Here is a 22869-nt window from a genome sequence, read left to right on the forward strand (position 1 = left end):
ATGTTAGATAAAGAAACTAAACAAAACCTCGAACAATATTTAGCACTGATTGAATCTCCTATTGTTTTTTCTGTTAGTTTGGATACTAGTGAAAATAGTCAAAAATTAGCAGAATTTACGAAGGAAATATCAGAAATGTCTCCTAAAATCTCTTGGGAAAAAAAAGAGTTGATGCGGACACCTAGTTTTTCTATCAGCCCTCTTGGCAAAGAAAGTGGAATTATTTTTGCTGGTATCCCCCTCGGTCATGAATTTGCTTCTTTTTTACTAGCACTGTTACAAATTAGTGGACGGGCACCAAAAATCAGTGAGTCTTTGAGTCTCAAAATCAAACAAATCAAACAAAAGCTGCATTTTGACAGTTATGTTAGCTTGACTTGTCACAATTGCCCGGACGTTGTACAGGCATTGAATATATTAGCTGTATTAAATCCAAATATTACTCATACGATGATTGAAGGCGGTATGTTCCAAAAAGAAATTGATGATAAACAAATCATGGCAGTGCCAACAGTGTTTTTAAATGGTGAAGAATTTAGTAGCGGACGCATGACGATCGAACAAATCGTTGAAAAAATCACTGGTCCTTTGGTTGAAGAAGAATTATTTGAAAAAAAACCTTATGATGTATTAGTGGTCGGTGGCGGACCAGCAGCTAGTAGTGCAGCTATCTATGCAGCACGTAAAGGAATCCGCACAGGGATTGTTGCTGACTCCTTCGGTGGACAAGTCGTTGAAACACTGGGAATTGAAAACATGATTGGTACCCTTTACACAGAAGGGCCAAAATTAATGCAGCAAGTAGAAAATCATGTGCGTAGTTACCCTATCGATATTATGATCAATCAAGAGGCTGTTTCCTTAAATAAAGAGCAAGATTTTATCAATATCGGCTTGGCTAACGGTATATCACTTCAAGCAAAAACTGCAATTATTGCGACAGGTGCGCACTGGCGTTCTATCAATGTACCGGGCGAAAAAGAGTTTAAAAATAAAGGAATTGCTTATTGTCCACACTGTGACGGTCCTCTATTTAAAGGAAAAGAGATTGCTGTTATCGGCGGTGGTAATTCTGGTGTTGAAGCAGCAATTGATTTGGCTGGGTTAGCAAAACATGTATATGTTCTAGAATTCTTACCAGAATTAAAAGCAGATCAAATCTTACAGGATAAACTAGTCTCTCTTGCGAATGTCACTGTTATCAAACATGCAGCGACGAAAGAAATCAGCGGTACGAATCAGGTAGAATCTCTCTCCTATATCGATCGCCGTACGATGGAGATGCATACACTAGCTGTTTCAGGAGTATTCATTCTAGTCGGCTTACTCCCTAATACGGATTGGCTAGATGGAACGATCGAAATGAATCCAAGAAATGAAATAGTGACCGAGAAAAATGGCGCAACGAATATCCCCGGCGTTTTCGCAGCTGGTGATTGTACAGATAGTCCATACAAACAAATCATCGTTTCAATGGGTTCAGGAGCTACTGCAGCTTTAGGAGCATTCGATTATCTGATGCGCACTTGAACTATAAAGATTGTACAAAAGACAGATAGGGGTTGTGAGCCTGCCGTTCAGCTCCGAGTCACAAGGAACAATTTCAATAAACAGTTTCTCATGTTTGTTGAATATTGTGACCTGTGGCTGAGGAGTAGGCATGAGAACACCGTTTATTCGAAAAAAAGGATTGTGATAAGAATTTTGTCACAATCCTTCTTGTCTTTTTTTTTGAATAATCACTTTTTCTTCTCTTTTTCTTATATACTATAAGTAGTAAATAGTTTGAGAGAAGAAAGGTGACTGATTATGGCGCAAAATCGTATTTTTAAGACAAGTTTTGCAAGCGTTTATCCTATGTATGTAGCAAAAGCAGAGAGAAAAGATCGTACAAAAGAGGAAGTAGATGAAATCATTTGCTGGCTGACAGGTTATTCCCAAACAGAACTAGAAGAGCAACTACAAAAACAAGTGACTTTCGAACAATTTTTTGCGGAAGCCCCTGCCCCCAATCCTTCTCGTTCTTTGATTACAGGTGTTGTTTGTGGTGTGCGAGTAGAAAACATCGAGGATAACTTGATGAAAGAAATTCGTTATTTAGATAAAATGATCGATGAGCTAGCAAAAGGCAAAAAAATGGAAAAGATCCTCAGAAAATGATCTTTCTTAAGAAGCTCTTCTCCTTCACTCATTTTGTAACGTTTGATTTGGTAAAATGACTAGTTCACGTTAAAATAAGTCAAAGGAGGTTTTCTTATATGTTTGAGACGATTAAACAAAATATTCAAAAATATGCCTTATTAAGAGCTGCTGTTTATATTATTTCTGGGATTGCGATTGTGCTAAACCCTTCTGCTGTTTTTCATTTTATCGGTTATCTGATCACTGCCTATCTTGTTTTGCTTGGGGTGTTGAATCTTTTTGAGGCTTACCGTTTTAAAAGGAAAACAGGTTCTTGGAGTATCGGTCTGTTTAGTGGTCTTTTTTTCCTGATCTGTGCGCTGATCGTTTATGCTTTTGCACCTGCAATCGTTTCTATCCTGCCGATTCTTCTTGGATTAGCTGTTATCATCAACAGCTTGTTCCAGTTGTTCTTCAGCATGAATACAAAAGCTAAAAGTTGGAGTGTTTATAGTATTCTGTTGTTGATTGGCGGATTCGTCTTATTGTTTAATCCATTCAAAAGCTTGATGGTTCTATTTCAAATATTCGGTTTCATCTTGATTTTCATGGGTATCCAGGAAATCATCAATTTTATCAGAGTAAGAAAAATGACTATACGTTAATCGTTTTTAGTTATTAAAATAGACTGTTTAAAAACCAACAAACCAAAAAATACTTTTGGATTGTTGGTTTTTTTATGAGTATATTTTCCTATTTTTTCAATAATATATGTTATGCTAAGTTCGGGCTATATTTTATACAAAGGAATGATGAGAATGGAATTTATTGGTATTTTATGCTTGATATTGATTTCAACAACGATTGGCTCGCATATCTCTAGGAGATTAGGTATTCCAGCAGTAATCGGACAATTACTTGTTGGTGTTTTGCTAGGACAAGCTGGATTGAATTGGGTCAAACCGGATATTCTAGTCCATGACTTCTCGGAGATTGGTGTAATCTTATTGATGTTTTTAGCTGGTCTGGAAAGTGATTTATCTCTTTTGAAAAAATATTTCCGACCAGGCATGTTCGTTGCTTTACTCGGAATCATCTTCCCTGTTGTTTTTGGTTGGCTAACAGGCGAAGCATTCCAAGTTTCGGGAAATGAAGCAATTTTCTTTGGAATTATTCTTGCAGCAACTTCTGTCAGTATTTCAGTTGAAGTATTAAAGGAACTAAACGTGGTGAATACGAAAGAAGGCTCAACTATTTTAGGTGCTTCTGTTGTAGATGACATTTTAGTCGTTTTAGTCCTAAGTTTCAGTCTATCTTTTCTCACTGGAGAAGCTTCTAGCAATGCTTCTTTACCGCTTGTTTTGATTGAACAACTCGTTTACTTTGTTTTTATTTTCTTATTAGTCAAATGGATTGCACCCTTCTTGCTTTCATTTGCAGAAAAAGTGTACGCAAATTCTTCTATTATCATCGTATCGCTAGTTATTTGTTTAGGTATGTCATACGTAGCGGATCTTGTAGGTCTTAGTTCTGTCATTGGTGCCTTTTTTGCTGGGATAGCAGTCAGTCAGACAAAGGTCAAAGAAGAAGTATACCACAATGTTGAAGCTTTAGGATATGCAGTATTTATACCAGTATTTTTTGTCAGTGTAGGATTAGAAGTTGATTTTTCTGACTTTGGTGAGCAGCTTCTCTTTATTTCTATATTGACGCTTGTAGCAATTTTGACCAAATTGCTTGGAGGGTATTTTGGTGCTCAGATTGCCGGTTTTTCTCAACATAGTTCATTGATGGTCGGTGCTGGTATGATTTCGCGTGGAGAAATGGCTTTGATCATTTTGCAAATTGGACAGCAAAGTCAATTGATCGAACCACAGTACTATTCACCTTTAGTAATCGTGATTTTATTAAGTACACTTATTTCTCCACTTGTTCTGAAATATTTTACAAAAAAAGTTTATGAAGTGTGAGTGACCCAGAAAGTGGTCGTGAACCTGTCGTTTATGCGAAAAAAGGACTGTGACGATACCGTCACAGTCCTTTTACTATAGTTATGAAGTCGTTCTTTATTGATAATTTTGGTTGAGGTATTGTAATAGTTCGGGTGCTCGTTTAGTTGCTGAATCATCATCTTCTTTATTTTCCAACATGCTAACCATCATATATCCTTGGTTATCAGGGTTGAAAGCAAACAAGAAACTGTTCTCTTTCCCTTTTTCATCCTGTTTTTCTTTGATTTCCGCTGTACCAGTTTTCGCTGCCAATGGAATCCCTAAAGCAGAAAGAGAATGTGCTGTACCATTTACATCTTGCACAACTTCTCTCAGATCTGGCACGATCGTTTGTACTGCTGTTTCGCCGATGACATTCTTCTTATCTTTTGTCTCTTTATCTGCAATCAATTTAGGATAGACAAGTGTGCCATTGTTGGCAAAAACAGAATACATTGCTGCTTGCTGGATAGGATTAATTAGAAGTTCGCCTTGTCCATATCCAGTATCAGCTAGCAAGATATCTGAATTAAAGCTCTCTTCATTAGAAATTTGTGCTGGATTCATACTGATTGGCAAATCAAGGTCTTCACCAAAAATGAATTTATCCAAACCTGCACGGAAATTCTTCTCCCCCATTTTCAACGTTTCTTGCGCCATATATATATTATCGGAATAAATCAAAGCAGTTTTTAAGTCTACTTGTGACACATCACTAACACGAGTTACTTGATACGATCCCCAAGAACTATCTTTTTGCCATTTAAGCCCGTTGATCGTCAACACTTCATTTGGATCGATAGTGCCGTTGTCGAGACCGATTGCTGCTGTGATCATTTTAAACGTAGATCCAGGAGCATAACCTGTCGCAAATCGGCTGATGAATGGTTGTTCAGGATTTTCTTCATAAGCTTTGTAGTCTTCTTGTGAGATCCCGTTTGTCATTTTGTTTGGATCATAGCTTGGAGAGCTAGCAAGCGCAAGAAGATCACCGGTTTTTGGCGTTGTCGCAACAGTCGATCCAGCTTTTCCTCCTAGACTGTCGAAAGCTGTTTTTTGTGCCTTTGCATCGATTGTCAATTTGATATCTTTTCCGTTTTGGACTTCATGCTCGATCAGAACCTTTTTCTCGACACCGTCTGTATCTGTGATGCTTAATTTTCCACCTGTAGTCCCACGAAGATCCTTATCAAAAGCCATTTCCAAACCAGATCGTCCGATTTTTCCATTACTGCTTAATTCTGGATTTTTATCAATATCTTCTGCTGTGATATCTCCCACGTAACCAATCAGTTGAGCAGCTGCTTCACCCAAAGGATAATATCTGCCGTCTACTTCTTGGATGGTAGCTCCAGCTGGAAGTTCTGGCGTTGCTCCATCAATGATTTTCAATGGGACAAAGTAATCGGGTTGTACCCAGCTTTGTGAAATAGCCTGATTGATAGCATCTTCTGTTAAGTCGAATGCAGAAGCAATGGCTTTGATATTGGCTGTTTTTTCGTCCCCATCCCCAAGTTTGCTTGGAACGACTCCTAATTGTTTTAGTTTGCCGGTTGTTGCTAATGGTTCCCCATTTCGATCTAAAATGTTCCCTCTTGTTGCTTCTTGCGTGGTCAGACTTACTTTGTCATTTCCTTCCATTTCTGGAAAAACCAAGTTAGGCTGCCAGTTGATCGTGGTTTTTCCATCATTTCTGTCTAATGTTCCTTTATAAGAAAGATCTTTCAATTCACCTAATGAGGTATTCATCTTTGCTTTATATGAAAAGCTATAAGTAGAATCATCTTTTTTATCTACTTTTAGATTTGATATCTCAAGTCCTTTGACATCGGCAGCACCGTATATATTTTGGTATTTTTCTAAGATCTCTTTTTCAGATAATGCACTTTTATTTGCTGCCTTTTTCGATGCCATTCCTGCAGCTTTGTTATAATCTCCTTTGTTTAAAGCTTGGACAAATTGCTCAACCGTCTTTTCTCCAGCTTCTACTGCTTGGGTTTCTTGGTAGTGCCGGTAGTAAAAATAACCGCCACTTGCAGCTACTATTAAAATCACTGCGCCGGCAATATAAGCGCCTGTTCGATTTTTGCCGTGCTTGTCACTTCTTTTCATTTTTCCCTCCTTCTTTTGCTTGTTATTCCTTTATTTTCACTATTTATACCTGTTTATTCTAACATAATAAAAGAAGTCAGAACATAACATAAATTGTTATTTCTAACTTCTTTTCTTTTATTTTCTTTACTTAATTATTCAGAAATTTTTTGATTGCTTCTTGGTTTTTGGTCAAATCTAATTCCAGAACACTTCCGGAAGGCGTATTGTCGTTGAAGTCCCAACTGCCGTCTACTGGTACGGATAATGTATCGATCTTTTTATTATCGTCTTTGAGGAAATCCATACCGCAATCCAGTAGCACACTCTCAGGAAGGTTCGTTTGGATACTGCCAAGTAGTTTTCCCACCGCTTTCGGTAATTTAAATATCGAAGTGACGTCATTCAGCTGCTGAGAGATAGCTTTAATCACTTGTTGCTGTCTTCTAATCCTCCCAAAGTCTCCTTCTTCGTCTTCACGGAATCGAGCATACTGCAGTAACGTATTGCCATCCATTACTTGCTTCCCTTTTTTTATATATACGCCATCTAAATCTAAAGATTTTTCTGCATCAATCTTTACTCCATCAGGAAACAGTTCATTGACGCAATCGATAAAATCTTGAAATGTGATACTTGCATAATACCGGGCTTCAAATTTGAAATTTTCCTTTAATGTTTGGTTCAATAAATCAACTCCTCCGTAAGAGTACGCTGCATTGATTTTATCCATTCCGTAACCTGGTATATCGACATATGAGTCTCTCATGATAGAGATTAGTTTTGCTTGTTGTGTTTTCTGGTCGTATTGTGCAACCATAAGTGAATCTGAGCGACCATTTTCGTCTTTCGAACGGGCATCCGAACCAATCAAAGCCACGTTTAGTGTGGTAGGGACACTTTTCGGATCTACCTTTTTTACAGTTGAGGTCTGTTTTGCAGACGAAAATCCATGGACAAATTCAATCGAAAAAAAGCCGACTACTAGTGTAAGCAGTAACAAAACAGATAATATGATTTTTTGAAATACTTTCATTGCGAATTCCTCTTTCTAAAAAGAATCTCTCGCTTGAAAAATAAAAGATAGTCCTTTATGATAATTCAAACTGAGAGATTCTCAGTTTCTCTTTATTGTTTTTCAGGTCGATAGAGCGGCAACTCTTCGGCCTGTATCTTCGAAGAAATATTCAACGTGATCCCGATCCCTAAAGAAAGGATCAGATAACTTGTTCCTCCATAACTAACAAATGGTAATGGCACGCCAGTCATTGGCATAAGCCCTGCGATACTTCCCACATTCATTATCGTCTGAACGAATAGCAAAGTTCCGAATCCTAAAAGAAACAATCCAGCTTGCTGATTTTTACAACGACTGCTTAAACAAAAGATTCTCATGCATAATGAGAATAATAAGAAAAGTACACACAATGCACCAATTAGCCCAAGCTCTTCTGTAATGATCGAAAAAATAAAATCTGTTTCTGTCTCTGGAAGATATCCCTTTTTTGTGATACTGTTTCCTAATCCTCTCCCCCATATGCCACCATTGTATAGTGCATAAAACGAATGAGTCATTTGATAGCCCGCACCATGACTATCTATGAAAGGATCTCTTAAAGTTGCAATCCTTTCATAAGCATGATTGATCATCTGGGGAAGCCAGCCTTTGTTTCCTAAATATAATACTCCGCCGGCTGCTCCAATCAATAAGGCAGAAAAAGTAACAATCAGATAGATTCCTTTTTTAAATGGAACTGCTGCTGCCCAAAAAATGACCCACGCAATCGAAAGAATCATCAATGCTCCAGCAATCTTTGGCTGGAATAAAATCAACAAAGTTATGCTTACTGTAATCAGGAAAGGTTTTTTTAGATTTTTTGGCGGATTATTTCCGTCACGAAAAAACCAGCTTAGATAAAAAATCAGAAAAAGATTTGCTAATTCTGAAGGCTGGAATTGAATGCCAAACAGAGAAATCCAACGTTGTGCGCCATTGACAGTGACACCGAATATTCCTACTCGTACTAAGATCAAAAAGAAAATCGATAAAGCTAAACCATATCCTGCTATTTTAGGGTGATGTAAATAGTGCAGTTTGATTGAACGAGCTAAGAAGATTACGCCCCAACTCAAAAATATGAAAATCAGTTGGCGCAATAATAGACTTTTTGTATTTTCATCTGCTTGCAATAAACGATAAGAACTAGCACTGTATACTTCTAAAAGGCCGATCATGGACAAAGTCAAATAAGGACCCAAAATCCACCAATCGATCTTTTTTCTTTTTTTCACCGCATCTCCTCCTCCCACAGTAATCCACTTGTCAGGTAAGGAGCGAGTTTGTCTCTTCAAATAAGTCAGTCTTGAAACTATAAAGAAAAGGCCAGAAACCTTTTCGAACAAGAATTCTGACCTAGCATCATCTCATCGTCCGAGTTTTAGCACTATACAACGTAAAGAAAACATTCTTAGCTATTGGAAAAAGCCTTAATCCGACAGTTTCTGTTTTACCCATTGGCGACTTTCGACGTTTCTGGGCAATAGCCTATGTTTGTATAGGAGCCTCACCTAACAAGGTTATTACTATATTCTATTTACGAGTCCATGATAGACTTTTCCTAATGAATAGGCAATGAAATTTGAAATGAAATAGTGAAATTTAACAATCTTTAATATTTTTTAGGAAAAAATAACAAATAACGTAAAAGAATCCCAGCGCAGTTTCGTTCAATTGTGCTAGGATTCCTTGATAATCTTTTTATTTTTAGTGTTTTTTTATATGATTTTCACTTTTCGGAATAAATGTTTATTTGTTTAAGTAATTGAATAAACCGCTAATCGTCTGGTCTGTTAATCCTATTTCTTTGCCGTCTAAAGTAACTTTGGTGACGAAAAAATGATCTTGTAATGGCGGAACTTCTAAATACTGCCCTTGCAGAAAATCATTCACTGTCTCGTATTCTTTTCCCATTTCTTTTGAATCTGCTGATGGTTTATAACTTATTTTTAACATAACTATTACTCCTTCTTATTGGGGACGTGCGATCGTGAAAATTTCTCCTATTGCTGCATAATCATTTCCTGCCAAACGGCTTATAGCATTCAATTCTCTTGGATCGATTCTTCCCGTCTTTTCATCATAAACTGTTTCATTCAAATGATATTTCTGTACTTCTAGCAAAAATAAATCAGCTGTTACTTTATTTTTATTCCGTATCTCGACATGTTCATATAAGGTTGTCTCAAAACGAACTTTTGCTTCTGTCAATGCTGGTACTGAAATGATTGCTGAATCCGTTAAAGTCAATTCAGTCAAGTGTAGTTCGCTTTCCTCATTAGGCAGATTAGCAGCTGTTTTATTTGCTTCTTCTACGTTGTCCTCATCAAGGATATGGATGACCGCTTCTCTTGTCTCAAGAATGTTTTTTGCTGTGTCTTTTACTGTATCTTGTTTTCTCTGGATCGCCAAGGATAAGATAGGTGGATTCGAACTGACAATATTAAAGTAACTGAAGGGTGCGATATTCACTATATCATTTACGGATTTAGTCGTTACTACTGCAACCGGCCTAGGGATAACTGAACCAATCAGCAACTTGTAATTTTCACGTTCTGTCAATTCTGAAGGACTTCGTTCAAACATGGTCTCGCCTTCTTTCTATAAAATACGCTAAAAAGCAGATCTGCGAAGACAAAAGGAAAAGCAACGCTTTCCTCTTCTTCTTAGAATCTGCTTTAAACTATCTATTAATTTTTCTTTTTTGTCAAGAATCTGTGCCGTACGTGTTTTTTAGTTCTTTGCTTTATTCGCGGCTTCGACATATCTTTTAGTGATGAATTGTGGACGGGTGATGATAGATCCAATCACGACTGAAAAAGCACCTAATTCATAGGCTTTCTCTACGTGTTCTGGAGAGTCAGTATGGCCTTCCATGACTACTGGTATATTGACTTGTTCTATGATCTGATTCAACAAATCAAAATCAGGCTCCTGTGTTTTTCGAGAATATTCTGTATATCCTGCTAATGTCGTAGACAAAAGATCAAAACCATCTTCTTGCGCTTGAAGCGCTTCCGCAAAAGTCGAAATATCTGCCATGGCTAATCGACCGTGATCGTGGATCATTTGGACAAGCTCAGCTGTTGTTTTTTCTGTCGGACGTTTACGAGAAGTTGCATCCAGTGCAATGATCTCAGCTTGCGTCTCCAAAAGTTCTTTCACTTCTTTTTCTGTCGCAGTAATAAATACTTCTGATCCATCGTAATCTCTTTTGATAATCCCTATTACCGGCAAATCAACGATTCGCTTGATTTCATTGATATCTTCTGTTGTATTTGCGCGAATACCAACTGCTCCGCCTTCTTTTGCAGCCAAAGCCATTCTCCCCATGATAAAAGAACTGTGTAATGGCTCATTTTCCAAAGCTTGACAAGAAACGACAACCCCACCTTTTATTTTTTCCAGTACATCCACACTATCTCCTCCAATGACGTTCTCTAGAAATACATCTTCTTATAAAAATGTAACCCTTTTCTATCTAAGAGTCAATAAAGTAGCTATCCTTTTTCTTTTAGCAAGCCTTTCTTGCTAAAAGAAAATTACTTCAAACTCTTCATATACGATTAGCTTCTCTTCTGTAAATGCCAAGTTCAGTGCTTCTTTGTAGACATGCTTGAAAAAGTCAGTATGGACTTTCCGCCAATAGGCTAACGTTCGATCTCCTTCTCCTTCTTTCCAAGCATGTTCTTCCGTGATTTCACTAAAAGGCAAGATAGTCACATTTATATTTTTGATGATACAAACTGGTTCATTTTTTCCATTCAGAACCACATCTAACTGACCCACTTTTGGTAAAGGTTCCTTCTCTTTTTTATATAGATCATATCCACTTGATGTACCGGTTTTTATTTTTTTTACAACTAACTCACTCAATTCATCTGCCATTTCTTCTGTATTCCCAAATGAAAAAAAGCTTAGTTCTTCTGATTGATACCTAGGATATTTTTCTTGAAACTTTTTGAAATATTCTTCTACTTTTTGATACATAATAGCATCTACTCCTTTGTTTCGTATAATAAAAACCATCCAGATACTAGTATAAACGATTATCTGGATGGAAAATACGATGGATTATTGAATATTTAAGACACGTAGACTATCCTCAACGATTTGGCTTGGTGTCAAATGATAACGTTCATAAAGTTTAACTGTTGGAACACTATCTGTGAATTCTTTCTTTGCACCGAAATTCAGCACATGCATTGAAGAATCACCATAATAACGACTGATTTTTTCACCAAATCCGCCTGATAAACTACCATCTTCTAATGTGATGACTAATTCATGGGCTTCTTTTAATTTATCTAATGTTTCTACATCATTTTCTGTGATTGTTCCTGGATTGATCAATGTTGCTTCGATTCCTTTTTCTCTAAAAGCTTCCACTGTTTCTTTTCCTAGTCCAAGAAAACCACCTAAAGCTAAAATTGCCACTTTTTCGCCTTTATTCACTGTCTGATAGGCTGGAATACTGTAATCATTTGCGATAGCTTTACCATGTTCCACACCGTGAATAGGGATTCGAATAGCTACAGGCTGTGCTGTTTGCTCAAAAGCCCAATCTAGCATAGAGATCATATCTTCTTTTGTTGCTGGAGCAAGATATTTGATATTCGGGATACTTGATAAATAAGGAATGTCAAACGTTCCTTGGTGTGTTCGATCACTAGCAGAGATCGTTCCGCCACCAACTAAAATGATGACTGGATTCTCGTTGATTGCTAAATCATGTGATAATTGATCATATGCCCGTTGCAGGAAAGTACTTGATTGGAAGACGACTGGACGTACTCCCTGAGAAGCCAAAGCAGAAGCAAACGTAATGGAATGCTGCTCGGCGATCCCCACATCAAAATAATGATCTGGATGTTTTTCTTGGAATGTTTTCAGTCCAAAGGCGCCTGGTATTGCTGCATTGACAGCGGCAATAGGTGCTGTACTTGTTTGCACTTTTTTATCCAGATAATCCATGATGATCGTATTGAATGTTTCTCCAGAAGCTGCCTGTTTTGCTTCTCCTGTAGACAGATCAAATGGGACGTGCCAATGATATTTCATTTTATTATCGATCGCTGGCTGATAACCGCGGCCTTTTTCCGTATGTACGTGAAGTACGATTGGATGATCAATATCTTTTACTTCTTCAAATAAACGGATCACCGTTTCTAGGTCGTTTCCATCATCCACATAGCGATAATCAAATCCCATAGCTTTAAATAGGTTATTACTGCTTTCACCGTGAGTTTGACGAAGCTCTGCTAAGTTCTGATATAAGCTACCGTGGTTCTCATCAATAGACATCTCATTATCGTTTACTAATACGATTAAATTGGTCTGTAAAGCGCCGCCGTTGTTCAGCCCTTCAAAAGCTAAGCCGCCACTTAGTGAGCCATCTCCAATAAATGCTACCACATTTCCTGATTCTTTCTTCAAATCTCTGGATTTAGCCAACCCAGTAGCTAAGCTGATAGATGTAGATGTGTGACCCACTGTAAAATAATCATGTTCACTTTCGTGTTGATTGGAATACCCGCTTACTTCATGGTAATGTCCTTTTTCAAAGCCATTTTTCCTACCAGTTAGCAGCTTATGACCATAAGATTGATGGGAAACATCCCATACGATTTTATCCTTAGGTGAATCAAATACATAATGAAAAGCGATCGTTAATTCGACTACACCTAGATTCGGACCAACGTGCCCACCTACATCGCTGTCCTTTTGCAAGATCTTTTGGCGCATTTCTTCTGCCAGCTGTTTCATTTCCTCAACAGATAACTTTTTGACATCTGCTGGACTATTGATTGTATCCAATACATGTAATGCTGTACTCATTATACATTCTCTCCTCCGTACTATCTTCTTTTTAGTTGAAAATAGATTTGTAACACTTTATCTATTCTACTCCTTAGAGTTGACTCTAAGTCAATAGTATTTTTAAAAAAATTCAGAGAAAGTTTGTTATATAAGTAGTTCTTCGCACAAAACAGATCACAAATAAAAAAACTTCTACAGTCTTTTAAAAAGCTCTGTAGAAAGTTGATTTTTGTCTTGCTTTAAGATTTCCTCAAGAAATATGTTTTTTTAATAAATGAAGCTCTTGAGCAATACGATACAAAAGGATGTTTGCGCCTTTTAACGAGATAGGATAGACCTTTGTTTTTTCCGTTTCCAAACCAGTTTGATAGCTAGCAGCATCGCATAAAACCACTCGTTTTTTTGAACACAAACATTCATCAGGTAATTCTTCTAAAGAACGAAATAGAATGGGGTTTATTTCAGCCATATCTTCTTCAGCATACAAATGAAATTGAGTTCGATAAAAAAATTGTTTGACTGAACTTTCTGAAACAACAAATATTTCTATCTCTTGCTGTATCATCTGTTCTCTGGTAATCAAAGAAAGACTCTTAACAAATTTTCGGATGAAATTATCATTCCATCTTAGATGAATTTGGTTTTTCTTTTTCCAATCGTCTAGCACTTCTACTATTTTTCTGTATAGAAGCTGTTCTTTTTCTGACAGTAGATAGATTCGTTCCGGTAAAAATACTTGACCGTCTGCCCACAACGCACGGACAAATTGTAAAAAGGATTGCTTAAAAATAAAATTGTCTGCATCGTCGATTTCAGCAACTGGGAGAATCTGTAAAATCAATTCATTGAGTGACAGGTCATTGAGAACAAAATTTTTATACACAACTTCGAAATCTTTTCTTAACAGCTCCATGTTCTCATTGGTATAATTTCTGCTATTGAACAAAGAGAAAATATAATAGATATCTTCTTCCTGTAAGTGTAACATCCCTTTTTGCTCTTCCAATCCTTGACAGACTAATTGAAATAATGGCTTCGTCTCCGCACTTTTCTTATCTTCTTCTTTCAGTTCAAGGGGAAACGTCTTTCTTCCAATTGCAATCTCTATTCCCCGTATGATAAAGGACTTTTCATCTTCCGAATATCTCCTTTTAAAAAAATGAGTCTCTACATAATCGATCAGCTCGTTACAAGCTTCTTCTACATGTGGATTTTTACTCTCATATCCTTCCCAATTGATATAACGTACTAAAGCTAGCAGAATATTCCGCGAATCAAATTCTGGAATAATGATTTCTTTATTTTTCAAATAATCATTTTCTTTGAAAAAATCCAAGACGCTCTTTTTGATCGTATATACTTTGCTCAAAGAAATAAATTCAAGATCAGCCAGTTCTGTACTCGTGAATATGCCCTTGAAATAATAACTTAAAAACTTTAAAAAATAAGATTGACCATACAAAAATTGCGTAAGCTCAGAAAGAGCGATCCCTCGTTTAAATATAAGTTTGTACTTATGCTTCTCTCTTATTTTTTCTTTTATGCAATATTCCAAACACTCGGCTAGACTTTCTAGATCATGAAGGATCGTCGGTGTGGTCACCCCTAGTGAAATAGCTGTTTGTTCGATATCTATTTCTTGGAATTCAAATAATTGTTCGCATAGATACACTTTCCTAAATATATTTCGCTCGATGTATTTTTCCAGCATTCCTGATACACGCCTCCAGTTTTTCTTATAGTTTTATTTAAACATATCCACGAATCGCTTTTTTATTTACTTTTTGTTTAGAAAACCCCTTTCAAAAACCAATAAAAAAGAAGCCGGAACAAAAGTCGGTCAAGCTTACAATCCCAGCTATCGTTTAGATAACTTGGCATCGCTTGGACTTTTACCCCAGCCACTTTCAAGAAAGGTTATTCGAAGATATCAGCATCTAGTTCTTTGACTACGTCCTTCAGTAATTGGATGCCAGCTGCACTGTTACCGAATGGATCTAATGCTGGACTGAAGACGCCTATACCGTAACGATTTGGCACAGCTGCCATCAAGCCGCCACCTACCCCGCTTTTGGCAGGTACACCAACATGGACGGAAAACTCGCCTGATTCATCATACAAACCGGCAGTTGTCATAATCGATTTGACGATCGTTGCACTTTCTTCAGTAATGAGCCGGTTGCCATTCCAAGGAGCGATCCCTTTATTTGCCAATACAGCAGCTAATTTTGCTATACCTGTAGCGGTGACATTGACGGAACATTGTCTGAAATAGGCATCGAGTATCTCTGGAACGTCTCCTTCGATCATTTGATTGCCTTTCATGTAATAAGCAAGAGAGCGATTGATATCACCTGTTCTTGATTCAGAATGATAGATTTCTTCATTCAATGTGATATCAGGATCATCACAGATTTCTTTCATAAATGATATGATCCGTTCAAATTTTTCATCTGCATCTTTTCCCGCAATCAAAGAGGTTGTTGCAATCGCTCCTGCATTAACAAAAGGGTTCATCGGATGTTTGCGATGATTGATCTCCATATTCATGATAGAATTGAAAGCAAATCCGGTGGGTTCTGTATCGATTGTTTGAAAGACTTTTTCAATTCCGTTATCTTTGATTGCTAATAACAATACGGGAACTTTTGACATGCTTTCGATGGCAAAACGTACATCGGCATCTCCTCCCTCGATCAGTTGTTTTGTATCAAGATCATAAATCGCCATACCTAATTGTTTTGGATCCACTTCAGCTAATGCTGGAATGTAGTCTGCCACTTGTCCCGTTTGATAGTAGTGGAAATTTTTTCCAATCAATTGTTCTAATTCTTTTCCTTCCATTTGAATAACCAGCTTTCATTTTTTATTTTTCTGCATGCTGGAATTTATGACGGCATGCATAGATCGTAAATGGAATAACTAAGACGATAAGATAAGAAACGATCAGAATCGTTTCATAAATCCCATGCTGTCCAGCTGCGATACTTGCAGGTGGAACAAATGAGATACAAAAAGCAAAAAGTGAAGTCAAAAGACCTAAACAAGCAACGATTACTTTTACAACTTTTCCGCCTGGAACCTGATAGGCTCTTTCAAGACTTTCATCTTTAAATACTAACTTCAAATAGCCCGCGAAAAACATAAAGTACAACATTAGGTAAATCACAACAGTCAATGACATTGCTGCAAGAAACGAAAGATTATTCCCCCCGCCACTTAATGTAAAGACGGCTGCCCAGATTGTCGCAACAATCCCATTTGCAATCATCAAATGCGCAGGAACACCATGTGCATTTTCTTTCGCAAAATATTCAGGAAGTAATCCTTCTTCTGCCGCTACGTGAAGTGCTTTTGAAGGAGAAGTTACCCAAGAAGCTATTTCTCCGATGACACCTAAACAAACAAGGATCGCAAGGATTTTCGCAACCCATGCAAGACTTGGATCAATGTGTCTTAATAAAAATTCTAACGATTGGATCACTCCTGTATTAAGAGACAAACCCTGTTGAGGGACTGTAGTAGCCACAGTCAATCCGCCAAAAGTGTCTAAAATGATGGCCAGAATGACCAATACAAACATTGCTAATGGATAATCCTTTTTAGGGTTTTCCATTTCATTTGCATGACTAGCAGATGTTTCTACTCCCATATACGCTAAAATAAAGGAAACAAAAACAACCAGCGTAGGTAATTTTGAAAAATCAGGAATCAATGTTTTCATAGAAAGTGTCGTTTGTAGTGGAGCACCTGAAGAGACATAGTGGATCCCTAAGCCAAACAAGACTAATGCAGGCAATAAGATCCCAGCTACAAAACCGATTCGAGCAATTAAAGAAGTGTATTTGGTTCCTTTTAGCTGAGAGAGCAAAATAGCCCAGAAAATAATCAATAAGATGGCCAATTTCAGAAATTTATTGTTTTGTATAGCGTCGATTCCCGTTGCATAGGATAATGCACCAGTTAAGAAATACAGCATAGTCAAGTAACCAACAGTTATCTCAAACCATTGGAAAAAGATAGCGGCAAATCCAAATCGTTTTCCCAATGTCCGACTGACCCAAGTATAGACACCGCCTTTTTCCCAGCCTTTCACCGTTGCCATCTCTGCTGCACACAATGCCACAGGGATAAACCATAGCAAACCGCCTAATAACAAGAAAAATACTAAACTGAAGCCAGAGGTCGCAAATGTGGGATATTCATATAGTGAAACGACCATTGAGATCGTCATGGCTAAAAAGCCGAAGAACGTTAATTTTTTTGCAGGAATTTTCGTTTTGCTTTGTTGCATGAATCTTCCTCTTTTCTATTTGATTTTGTTTCAATTGCGTTTGTTACCAAAGAAGAAAAAGTCTAATCCTTCTTCCTGCTCTTCTTTTGTAGTAGTGATCGTTGTGAAATTCATGGCTGATTTTAGAATCGCTGTTGTTAGCACATAGGCATACACGGCAGTAATGATGACACCAATCACTTGGATTCCTAAGAAGTACCAGCTGCTTGGATTTGTTAATAAATGGCTGTTAGATGCAAAAATTCCGATCAGAATCGTCCCTGTGAATCCGCCCATTCCATGGACGCCCCACACATCAAGTGCATCGTCCCATTGTTTCTTTTTACGAAAATCAACAGCAGCATGACAGACGATTCCAGCAATGATTCCGATCAACATAGCACTTTTTGCTTCTACATAACCAGCACAAGGCGTAATGGCTGCCAATCCAGCAACGGATCCTGTTAGTACGTCGACAAAATCAAAGCCGTTTCCTTTTACTTTTGCAATAATCAACCAAGTAACCATCGCAAATGCAAGAGCGATGAATGTTGAACCAAATGCATTGACTGCTTGATTATCTGCTCGAAGTGCACCACCAGAGTTGAAACCGAACCAGCCAAACCAAAGTAGACCTGTACCGATAGCAGCTGCCATAAGACTGCTATGCTGATTTCTTTCGCCCATAGGAATCTTCCTCTGTCCAAGTGTGAGGATGCATGCCAATGAACCGAATCCAGCTGTCGTGTGGATGACTGCTCCGCCAGCGAAATCTCTAAATCCCATCTGATCCAAAAATCCGCCGCCCCATATCCAATGGCAAACAGGGAAGTAAATCAGCAGGTTCCAACAAACAACAAGGATAATATAGCCTTTTAAATTCAGTCTCCCTGCAAAAGCTCCTGTCATCAAAGGAACAGTAATCACGATAAACATCAGTTGATAAAGAAAGAACATCAAAAATGGGATCGTCGCTCCATGGAACATGTTGGGGAAGCTTGTAACATGTCTCATCAAAAAGAAATCTGCCGGATTTCCAATCATACCGCCAATATCTCGTCCAAATGCCAATCCGAATCCACCGAATATCCACATGATCGTTGTTATCCCAACTGAGAGAAAAGATTGAGTCATGATCGTCAGTATATTATTCTTTCGTGCCAGTCCGCCGTAAAAAAATGCTAAACCAGGAGTCATCAAGCAAACCATTGCTGTACATAAAATCATGAATGCTGTATCTCCTGTATTGATAGGTAATGTATTCATTTTTTCGCCTCCTTTCTACGTTTACGAGTATAAAAGAAAATCTACTTGTATTTTTCTTCTGTTTTTTTGAATACATTCTTGTATTTATAAAAGACAGACAATCAATAAAAGCTTGGTGTACTGTGCTTTTTATCGTTTTGACCAAATAAAGACAAAAAAATAAACGCTTTTCTTTTATAGAAAACCGTTTATTTTCGTCTTTTTTTATTTTTCAAGCTATTTTTTCATAAGGAATAAAGAATACTTCATATAAAAAAGAACCGCAGCAAGTTTCGCTGCGGTTCTAAATTGTGTTCTTCATTTCAACATAAGTTTTTCTTCAATTTGCTTATAATTTACGTGCAAAGAATGAAACGACTAATACTAAAATGATTGCACCAATCAATGATGGAATGATAGCCATTCCTGCAATTGTTGGTCCCCAAGTTCCTAATAAAGCTTGTCCAATGGCTGAACCTACTAAACCAGCAATGATGTTTGCGATGATTCCCATTGATGATCCTTTATTCGTGATTGCTCCTGCAATTGCTCCGATGATACCTCCGACGATTAATGCCCAAATAAATCCCATTTTAAATTCCTCCTAACTGACTTTTTACTTCTTATTGTACACGTGGTTCGTTATTTTCTTTGACTTTTTGTGCACCTTTGCCTACAGCAGCTTTTGCCTTATCTGTTTGGCGTGAAGCAAATTGTCCTGTTGATTTTGCTGCTTCTGTTACTTTGTCTTGTACTGTTTCTTGATCTTTTTGGTATTCTTCTTGTGTTTTGATGTCTGCAACATTCACATTTACTTCGATAACATCTAAATGTGTCATATTGTTTACTTCAGTACTGATCAATTCTTTAATTTGGTTGTAGATGTCTTCGATGTCTTTACCGTATTCTACAATCACATCTAAATCCACAGCTACTTGTTTCTTTCCTACTTCTGTATTGATACCTGCTGTTACATTATCTGTGTTGACTAATTTTTCAGCCATATTTGAGAAGAATCCGCCATCTAATGTCAATAGACCGTCTACATCTTTCAATGCATAGCCGATGATTTTTTGGATAACTTTGTCTTCATAAGTCAATTCACCATTCATCATGCGGTTTTCCCCTTTTTCATTTGCCAAAACTGATCCATTTGTTGTGTTCATGTTTTTGTTTTCCATCTTTGTTTCCTCCTATGATTTAAAAAATTGATCCACTATTCCTGTCTGTTTCAAATAAAATCCGATTCCTGCGCCAATTGCTGTCATAATGATGATCAACAATGTTTTGAAAAATCCAATTGTTAACCATAAAACAGCTAGCAGTAGTCCAAGACCCCCAAAGATAATAGGGAGCTTGTATGCTGAAAATAGTTCTTTCATTATTTGGCCCTCCTATTCCACTCGAGAGTGCTTGTAGTCTCTTGTATCTTCTTGTTCTTCATAACCGCTGTATGTGACTGCCACTTTGACTGTTTCTTTTGTTCCAAGTACTCTAGTCACTTCTTCTTCGATGTCTTGCATCAGTACACCTGTTTTCCCTACTAATGAAGAAGTTCGCTTCAAGTCTCCGTTGACATGGATATGGATTCGATTTTTCGTTGAACGTATCCGTACTTTAGGTGAATGAATGAACTCTTCTTCGTGTAAATGGGAACGTACCAGCCCTTCGATCGCTTTTTTGTCGATCGTCAATTTGCCATCTTCCCGTTTCATAACGAAAGTTCCTCTTGATTTTGGATAGAAAAGAACGACTAGCAAGATGATAATAGCAAGAACGGCAAATACTACAGCTGCCCAGAAAATATATTGTTGCATGTAGTAATTCGTTAAGGTAAAGAAGCGAAATCGTTCCAATTGTTCAGGCATAATATACGGCGCATTAATTAACGCAATTGCTAGAAACACTGAAAGTAGTAGCAAACTCATGATAACACCGGTTATTTTTAACCCCTTATTCATTTTCCACCTCCTATAAACTTATTTTTACCCTGTAAATAACTCTACCGACAATCACAGTATAGAGAGCGAACAGTTAGTTTAGCACCAATAAATAAAGCGCTACCAAACGATATTGGATTATAACGGCATTTTATTGTCATTCTGATACTGAAATAACAACTACTCACTTATTCTCTATTTCTTTTTGATTGCTGGCTATACTTAAAGGATATTATTCAAGATTAAAAATTGCAAAGATTATGCTCAGTTATTATTACAAAATTCTATTTATTTGTTAAAATTTTTCAGTGAAGAAAAAAACGCAATAAAATAACTTAAGTTACTTTATTGCGTTTTTACTTTATTTTTCTATTATCATTTTTCTTATTCTCTTCTTTGGTTTATACTATTCTTATAAAGAAAAACGAGGTATGTCCTATGATGAAAAGATTGTATTATTCATTGATCATAACGATTGGCTATTTGATTGTATCGAATCTTGGAAATATGGTATTTGGTATCAGTAAAGAATTCAGTTGGACTACTACTCTATGGGAATCTTTATTCTTTTTCATCTTTGTATTTTTGTTACAAAACTATCGAAAAAAATAAAACTGTGTCAACGATCTGTTGGCACAGTTTTTAGGACTTACGGTACTTTTTATTCGGTAATCCATTTTATTTTTACTTATTTTTCTACTTCTTTTTTTAATGCTTCTGGTACTTTTGGTTCATAAACTAAACCAATACAGGTACTTCCGCTTATTACAGCCTTTTCGGCAACGCTGATAGCAATTGTTGTGATTGCATGTGAGAGACTAAATTTAGTTTGTGTGTGTTTCATTTGATGATCTTCCTTTCTTTTTTTGGAATGAATACAAGTAAGATTGCGGTCAACATACCCAGTAATATCATGACTCTTGAATCATTTGCTGGAATCACTGAACCGATCAGCGTGAGGCTTATTCCTGTTATAACTAGTTTGTTTCTTACGCTTCTTCTTTTTTGTTGGTCTTGTGCGATAAAGGAACCAATGATTCCTAAAACCATACTAAGAATAGCTGCTCCGATGAAATATTCGTAGCGTGTAAGTTCCAAATTGTAATGATTAGCCAAAACAGGTAGCGCCACCAATAATCCATACTATAGAGCGTGCAGGCCATGCTTCGGCTTGCATGATATCCTTTTGCATATCTTCGTACAGCAATAAAAGACAAATGAGTGGTGATCACAGCAAGAATGCTATGTAAGAAAAACGCTGATACGTAAATAAGCATGAACTTGAAAAGATTAATGAACAGGATCGCTAATCCATAGTTGACTTTTGCTTCCTCCAGTTCTGTTAACCCATATTTCTCTCCGAGTTTTCTGCTCATCTTGCTTGACAGCTTCTCTTCAAGAGACAGATATTCATTTGGCATATCGTTCACCCCTTTCTCACTTTTGATTATACTAAAAATAAGGATGCATATATTAAAAAGTAAAAAGTGCGCGTTTTTTTTACATAACTGCAGTGTTTTCTTTCTTAATAAAGCCCTTATATTCTTTATATCTAAATTATTCTATAAAAAAAGAACGTGACATTCGTCACGCTCCTTTGCTAAATGCAATCAATAATTTTTTTAAACTTCGGGTGGAAACAAGACACTTTTCTCCGTTAGACATAAGGATCGTTCTTTCCTTCTTGTTGATGGAACAAATATTATCCACATTTACAACAAACGATTGATGGCAACGGTAAAAGCTCGGGCTAAACGATTCGATCTCTTTGATTTTTCCATTATATTCTAGCATTCGATTTTCAAGATGAACGATCACTTTGTGAGGAACAGGACTGGATTCAAAAAACAAGATTTCGTCTACGAACAATTTTGTATTGATTGGTCCACTCTTAATACGAATCTGTTCTCTTGTAGGTAAAATTGTATCAAGATATCTTTGGTTAGTCACATAGATACATTTTGTCACGCTTTCTTGCAGCAGTGTATCGTTCCCCTTCACAATATAAAATCCATTGCTTCTACTTTATACAAAAAAGTGAGATAAGCTAAATCCGTGTAACTGGTCACAAAAATAATTTTTGCTAGTGGATCGTATTCTCTAATCGTAGCGGCTAGATTGATTCCGTTCATATTGGAACTTAAGTCAATATCTAAAAAATAGATGCCTTCTGTTTTATTTGAACGTATATATGAAAGCAACACTTCAGGGTCCGAGGTATCCATTTGAAATTTGATGTCATAATCTTGCATCATTAAATAATTTTGAATCATCTTTGCTAATTTTAATCTAAATGTTCCGTCATCTTCGCAAACAAAAATTTTCAACATA

26 protein-coding genes and 1 riboswitch are annotated in these 22869 nt (G+C 37.0%); of the genes, 5 read left to right on the forward strand and 21 right to left on the reverse strand.

Annotation, left to right across the window (positions count from 1 at the left end; translation table 11 throughout):
• From ahpF to KFO35_RS04055, 4 genes are all read left to right on the forward strand, one after another.
• Positions 1 to 1530, forward strand: coding sequence for an alkyl hydroperoxide reductase subunit F (gene ahpF, locus KFO35_RS04040; protein WP_070704574.1), 1530 nt, complete (start codon positions 1 to 3; stop codon positions 1528 to 1530).
• A gap of 279 nt (positions 1531 to 1809) precedes the next feature.
• Positions 1810 to 2160 carry a DUF2200 domain-containing protein gene (locus KFO35_RS04045; protein ID WP_002309193.1) on the forward strand — a complete coding sequence of 117 codons (351 nt, stop codon included), beginning with the start codon at positions 1810 to 1812 and terminating at the stop codon, positions 2158 to 2160.
• Between the two features lie 98 nt (positions 2161 to 2258).
• Positions 2259 to 2786, forward strand: coding sequence for an HdeD family acid-resistance protein (locus tag KFO35_RS04050; protein WP_002306663.1), 528 nt, complete (start codon positions 2259 to 2261; stop codon positions 2784 to 2786).
• Between the two features lie 153 nt (positions 2787 to 2939).
• Positions 2940 to 4091: a cation:proton antiporter gene (locus tag KFO35_RS04055; protein WP_002319954.1), complete on the forward strand. Its 1152-nt coding sequence runs from the start codon at positions 2940 to 2942 to the stop codon at positions 4089 to 4091.
• A 96-nt stretch (positions 4092 to 4187) separates the two neighbouring features.
• Here the strand turns inward: KFO35_RS04055 and pbp4 are convergent, their stop codons facing one another.
• From pbp4 to amaP, 16 genes are all read right to left on the reverse strand, one after another.
• A complete protein-coding gene (pbp4, locus tag KFO35_RS04060; RefSeq protein WP_002306661.1) occupies positions 4188 to 6224 on the reverse strand; it encodes a penicillin-binding protein PBP4(5) in 2037 nt (678 codons plus the stop codon).
• A gap of 130 nt (positions 6225 to 6354) precedes the next feature.
• Positions 6355 to 7239 (reverse strand): LCP family protein, encoded by an 885-nt coding sequence (locus tag KFO35_RS04065; RefSeq protein WP_156271883.1) that lies wholly within the window; start codon positions 7237 to 7239, stop codon positions 6355 to 6357.
• Positions 7240 to 7331: 92 nt separating this feature from the next.
• Positions 7332 to 8495 (reverse strand): FtsW/RodA/SpoVE family cell cycle protein, encoded by a 1164-nt coding sequence (locus KFO35_RS04070; protein WP_167513736.1) that lies wholly within the window; start codon positions 8493 to 8495, stop codon positions 7332 to 7334.
• A 124-nt stretch (positions 8496 to 8619) separates the two neighbouring features.
• A riboswitch (M-box (ykoK) riboswitch) is annotated at positions 8620 to 8786 on the reverse strand.
• Positions 8787 to 9009: 223 nt separating this feature from the next.
• Complete coding sequence (locus KFO35_RS04075; protein ID WP_002314976.1) at positions 9010 to 9216, reverse strand: DUF4649 family protein; 207 nt, start codon at positions 9214 to 9216, stop codon at positions 9010 to 9012.
• 15 nt (positions 9217 to 9231) lie between these two features.
• Positions 9232 to 9846 (reverse strand): flavin reductase family protein, encoded by a 615-nt coding sequence (locus KFO35_RS04080; protein ID WP_002306657.1) that lies wholly within the window; start codon positions 9844 to 9846, stop codon positions 9232 to 9234.
• 147 nt (positions 9847 to 9993) lie between these two features.
• Complete coding sequence (locus tag KFO35_RS04085; RefSeq protein ID WP_025477246.1) at positions 9994 to 10677, reverse strand: N-acetylmannosamine-6-phosphate 2-epimerase; 684 nt, start codon at positions 10675 to 10677, stop codon at positions 9994 to 9996.
• A 114-nt stretch (positions 10678 to 10791) separates the two neighbouring features.
• Positions 10792 to 11250 carry an ASCH domain-containing protein gene (locus KFO35_RS04090; RefSeq protein ID WP_070704566.1) on the reverse strand — a complete coding sequence of 153 codons (459 nt, stop codon included), beginning with the start codon at positions 11248 to 11250 and terminating at the stop codon, positions 10792 to 10794.
• Positions 11251 to 11334: 84 nt separating this feature from the next.
• Positions 11335 to 13098: a 1-deoxy-D-xylulose-5-phosphate synthase gene (locus KFO35_RS04095; RefSeq protein ID WP_002309181.1), complete on the reverse strand. Its 1764-nt coding sequence runs from the start codon at positions 13096 to 13098 to the stop codon at positions 11335 to 11337.
• A 232-nt stretch (positions 13099 to 13330) separates the two neighbouring features.
• On the reverse strand, positions 13331 to 14791 hold the full coding sequence (locus tag KFO35_RS04100) for a hypothetical protein (protein WP_025477245.1): 1461 nt from the start codon (positions 14789 to 14791) through the stop codon (positions 13331 to 13333).
• A gap of 206 nt (positions 14792 to 14997) precedes the next feature.
• Positions 14998 to 15924, reverse strand: coding sequence for a glutaminase A (glsA, locus tag KFO35_RS04105; RefSeq protein WP_002314972.1), 927 nt, complete (start codon positions 15922 to 15924; stop codon positions 14998 to 15000).
• A 22-nt stretch (positions 15925 to 15946) separates the two neighbouring features.
• Positions 15947 to 17374, reverse strand: coding sequence for an amino acid permease (locus tag KFO35_RS04110; protein WP_002306647.1), 1428 nt, complete (start codon positions 17372 to 17374; stop codon positions 15947 to 15949).
• 30 nt (positions 17375 to 17404) lie between these two features.
• Positions 17405 to 18619, reverse strand: a complete 1215-nt coding sequence (locus KFO35_RS04115) for an ammonium transporter (RefSeq protein WP_156271885.1) — start codon at positions 18617 to 18619, stop codon at positions 17405 to 17407.
• Between the two features lie 328 nt (positions 18620 to 18947).
• On the reverse strand, positions 18948 to 19190 hold the full coding sequence (locus tag KFO35_RS04120; protein ID WP_002290686.1) for a GlsB/YeaQ/YmgE family stress response membrane protein: 243 nt from the start codon (positions 19188 to 19190) through the stop codon (positions 18948 to 18950).
• A 31-nt stretch (positions 19191 to 19221) separates the two neighbouring features.
• A complete protein-coding gene (locus KFO35_RS04125) occupies positions 19222 to 19779 on the reverse strand; it encodes an Asp23/Gls24 family envelope stress response protein (RefSeq protein ID WP_002290684.1) in 558 nt (185 codons plus the stop codon).
• Between the two features lie 12 nt (positions 19780 to 19791).
• The gene (locus KFO35_RS04130; RefSeq protein ID WP_002290682.1) at positions 19792 to 19980 is read right to left on the reverse strand and encodes a DUF2273 domain-containing protein; all 189 of its coding nucleotides are present in this window, start codon (positions 19978 to 19980) and stop codon (positions 19792 to 19794) included.
• Positions 19981 to 19992: 12 nt separating this feature from the next.
• Positions 19993 to 20559, reverse strand: a complete 567-nt coding sequence (amaP, locus tag KFO35_RS04135; RefSeq protein WP_002309174.1) for an alkaline shock response membrane anchor protein AmaP — start codon at positions 20557 to 20559, stop codon at positions 19993 to 19995.
• Positions 20560 to 20976: 417 nt separating this feature from the next.
• Between amaP and KFO35_RS04140 the strand changes: the two genes are divergently transcribed.
• Positions 20977 to 21150, forward strand: coding sequence for a hypothetical protein (locus KFO35_RS04140; protein ID WP_002291299.1), 174 nt, complete (start codon positions 20977 to 20979; stop codon positions 21148 to 21150).
• Between the two features lie 76 nt (positions 21151 to 21226).
• On the opposite strand, the gene KFO35_RS04145 is transcribed toward KFO35_RS04140, so the two are convergent.
• The 5 genes from KFO35_RS04145 to KFO35_RS14130 all read right to left on the reverse strand — a co-directional run bounded on the left by KFO35_RS04145 (position 21227) and on the right by KFO35_RS14130 (position 22868).
• A complete protein-coding gene (locus KFO35_RS04145) occupies positions 21227 to 21382 on the reverse strand; it encodes a cyclic lactone autoinducer peptide (RefSeq protein ID WP_002291297.1) in 156 nt (51 codons plus the stop codon).
• Positions 21379 to 21588 (reverse strand): hypothetical protein, encoded by a 210-nt coding sequence (locus tag KFO35_RS14120; RefSeq protein WP_227326366.1) that lies wholly within the window; start codon positions 21586 to 21588, stop codon positions 21379 to 21381. The genes KFO35_RS04145 and KFO35_RS14120 overlap by 4 nt, the downstream gene beginning before the upstream one ends.
• Positions 21579 to 21959 (reverse strand): accessory gene regulator B family protein, encoded by a 381-nt coding sequence (locus KFO35_RS04150; RefSeq protein WP_223261069.1) that lies wholly within the window; start codon positions 21957 to 21959, stop codon positions 21579 to 21581. The genes KFO35_RS14120 and KFO35_RS04150 overlap by 10 nt, the downstream gene beginning before the upstream one ends.
• A 166-nt stretch (positions 21960 to 22125) precedes the next feature.
• On the reverse strand, positions 22126 to 22539 hold the full coding sequence (locus KFO35_RS14125) for a LytR/AlgR family response regulator transcription factor (RefSeq protein WP_223261068.1): 414 nt from the start codon (positions 22537 to 22539) through the stop codon (positions 22126 to 22128).
• A complete protein-coding gene (locus tag KFO35_RS14130) occupies positions 22536 to 22868 on the reverse strand; it encodes a response regulator (RefSeq protein WP_002314969.1) in 333 nt (110 codons plus the stop codon). The genes KFO35_RS14125 and KFO35_RS14130 overlap by 4 nt, the downstream gene beginning before the upstream one ends.
• Between the last annotated feature and the right edge of the window lies 1 nt (position 22869).

Origin of the sequence: Enterococcus lactis (assembly GCF_015751045.1) — a bacterium.
GTDB lineage: Bacteria > Bacillota > Bacilli > Lactobacillales > Enterococcaceae > Enterococcus_B > Enterococcus_B lactis.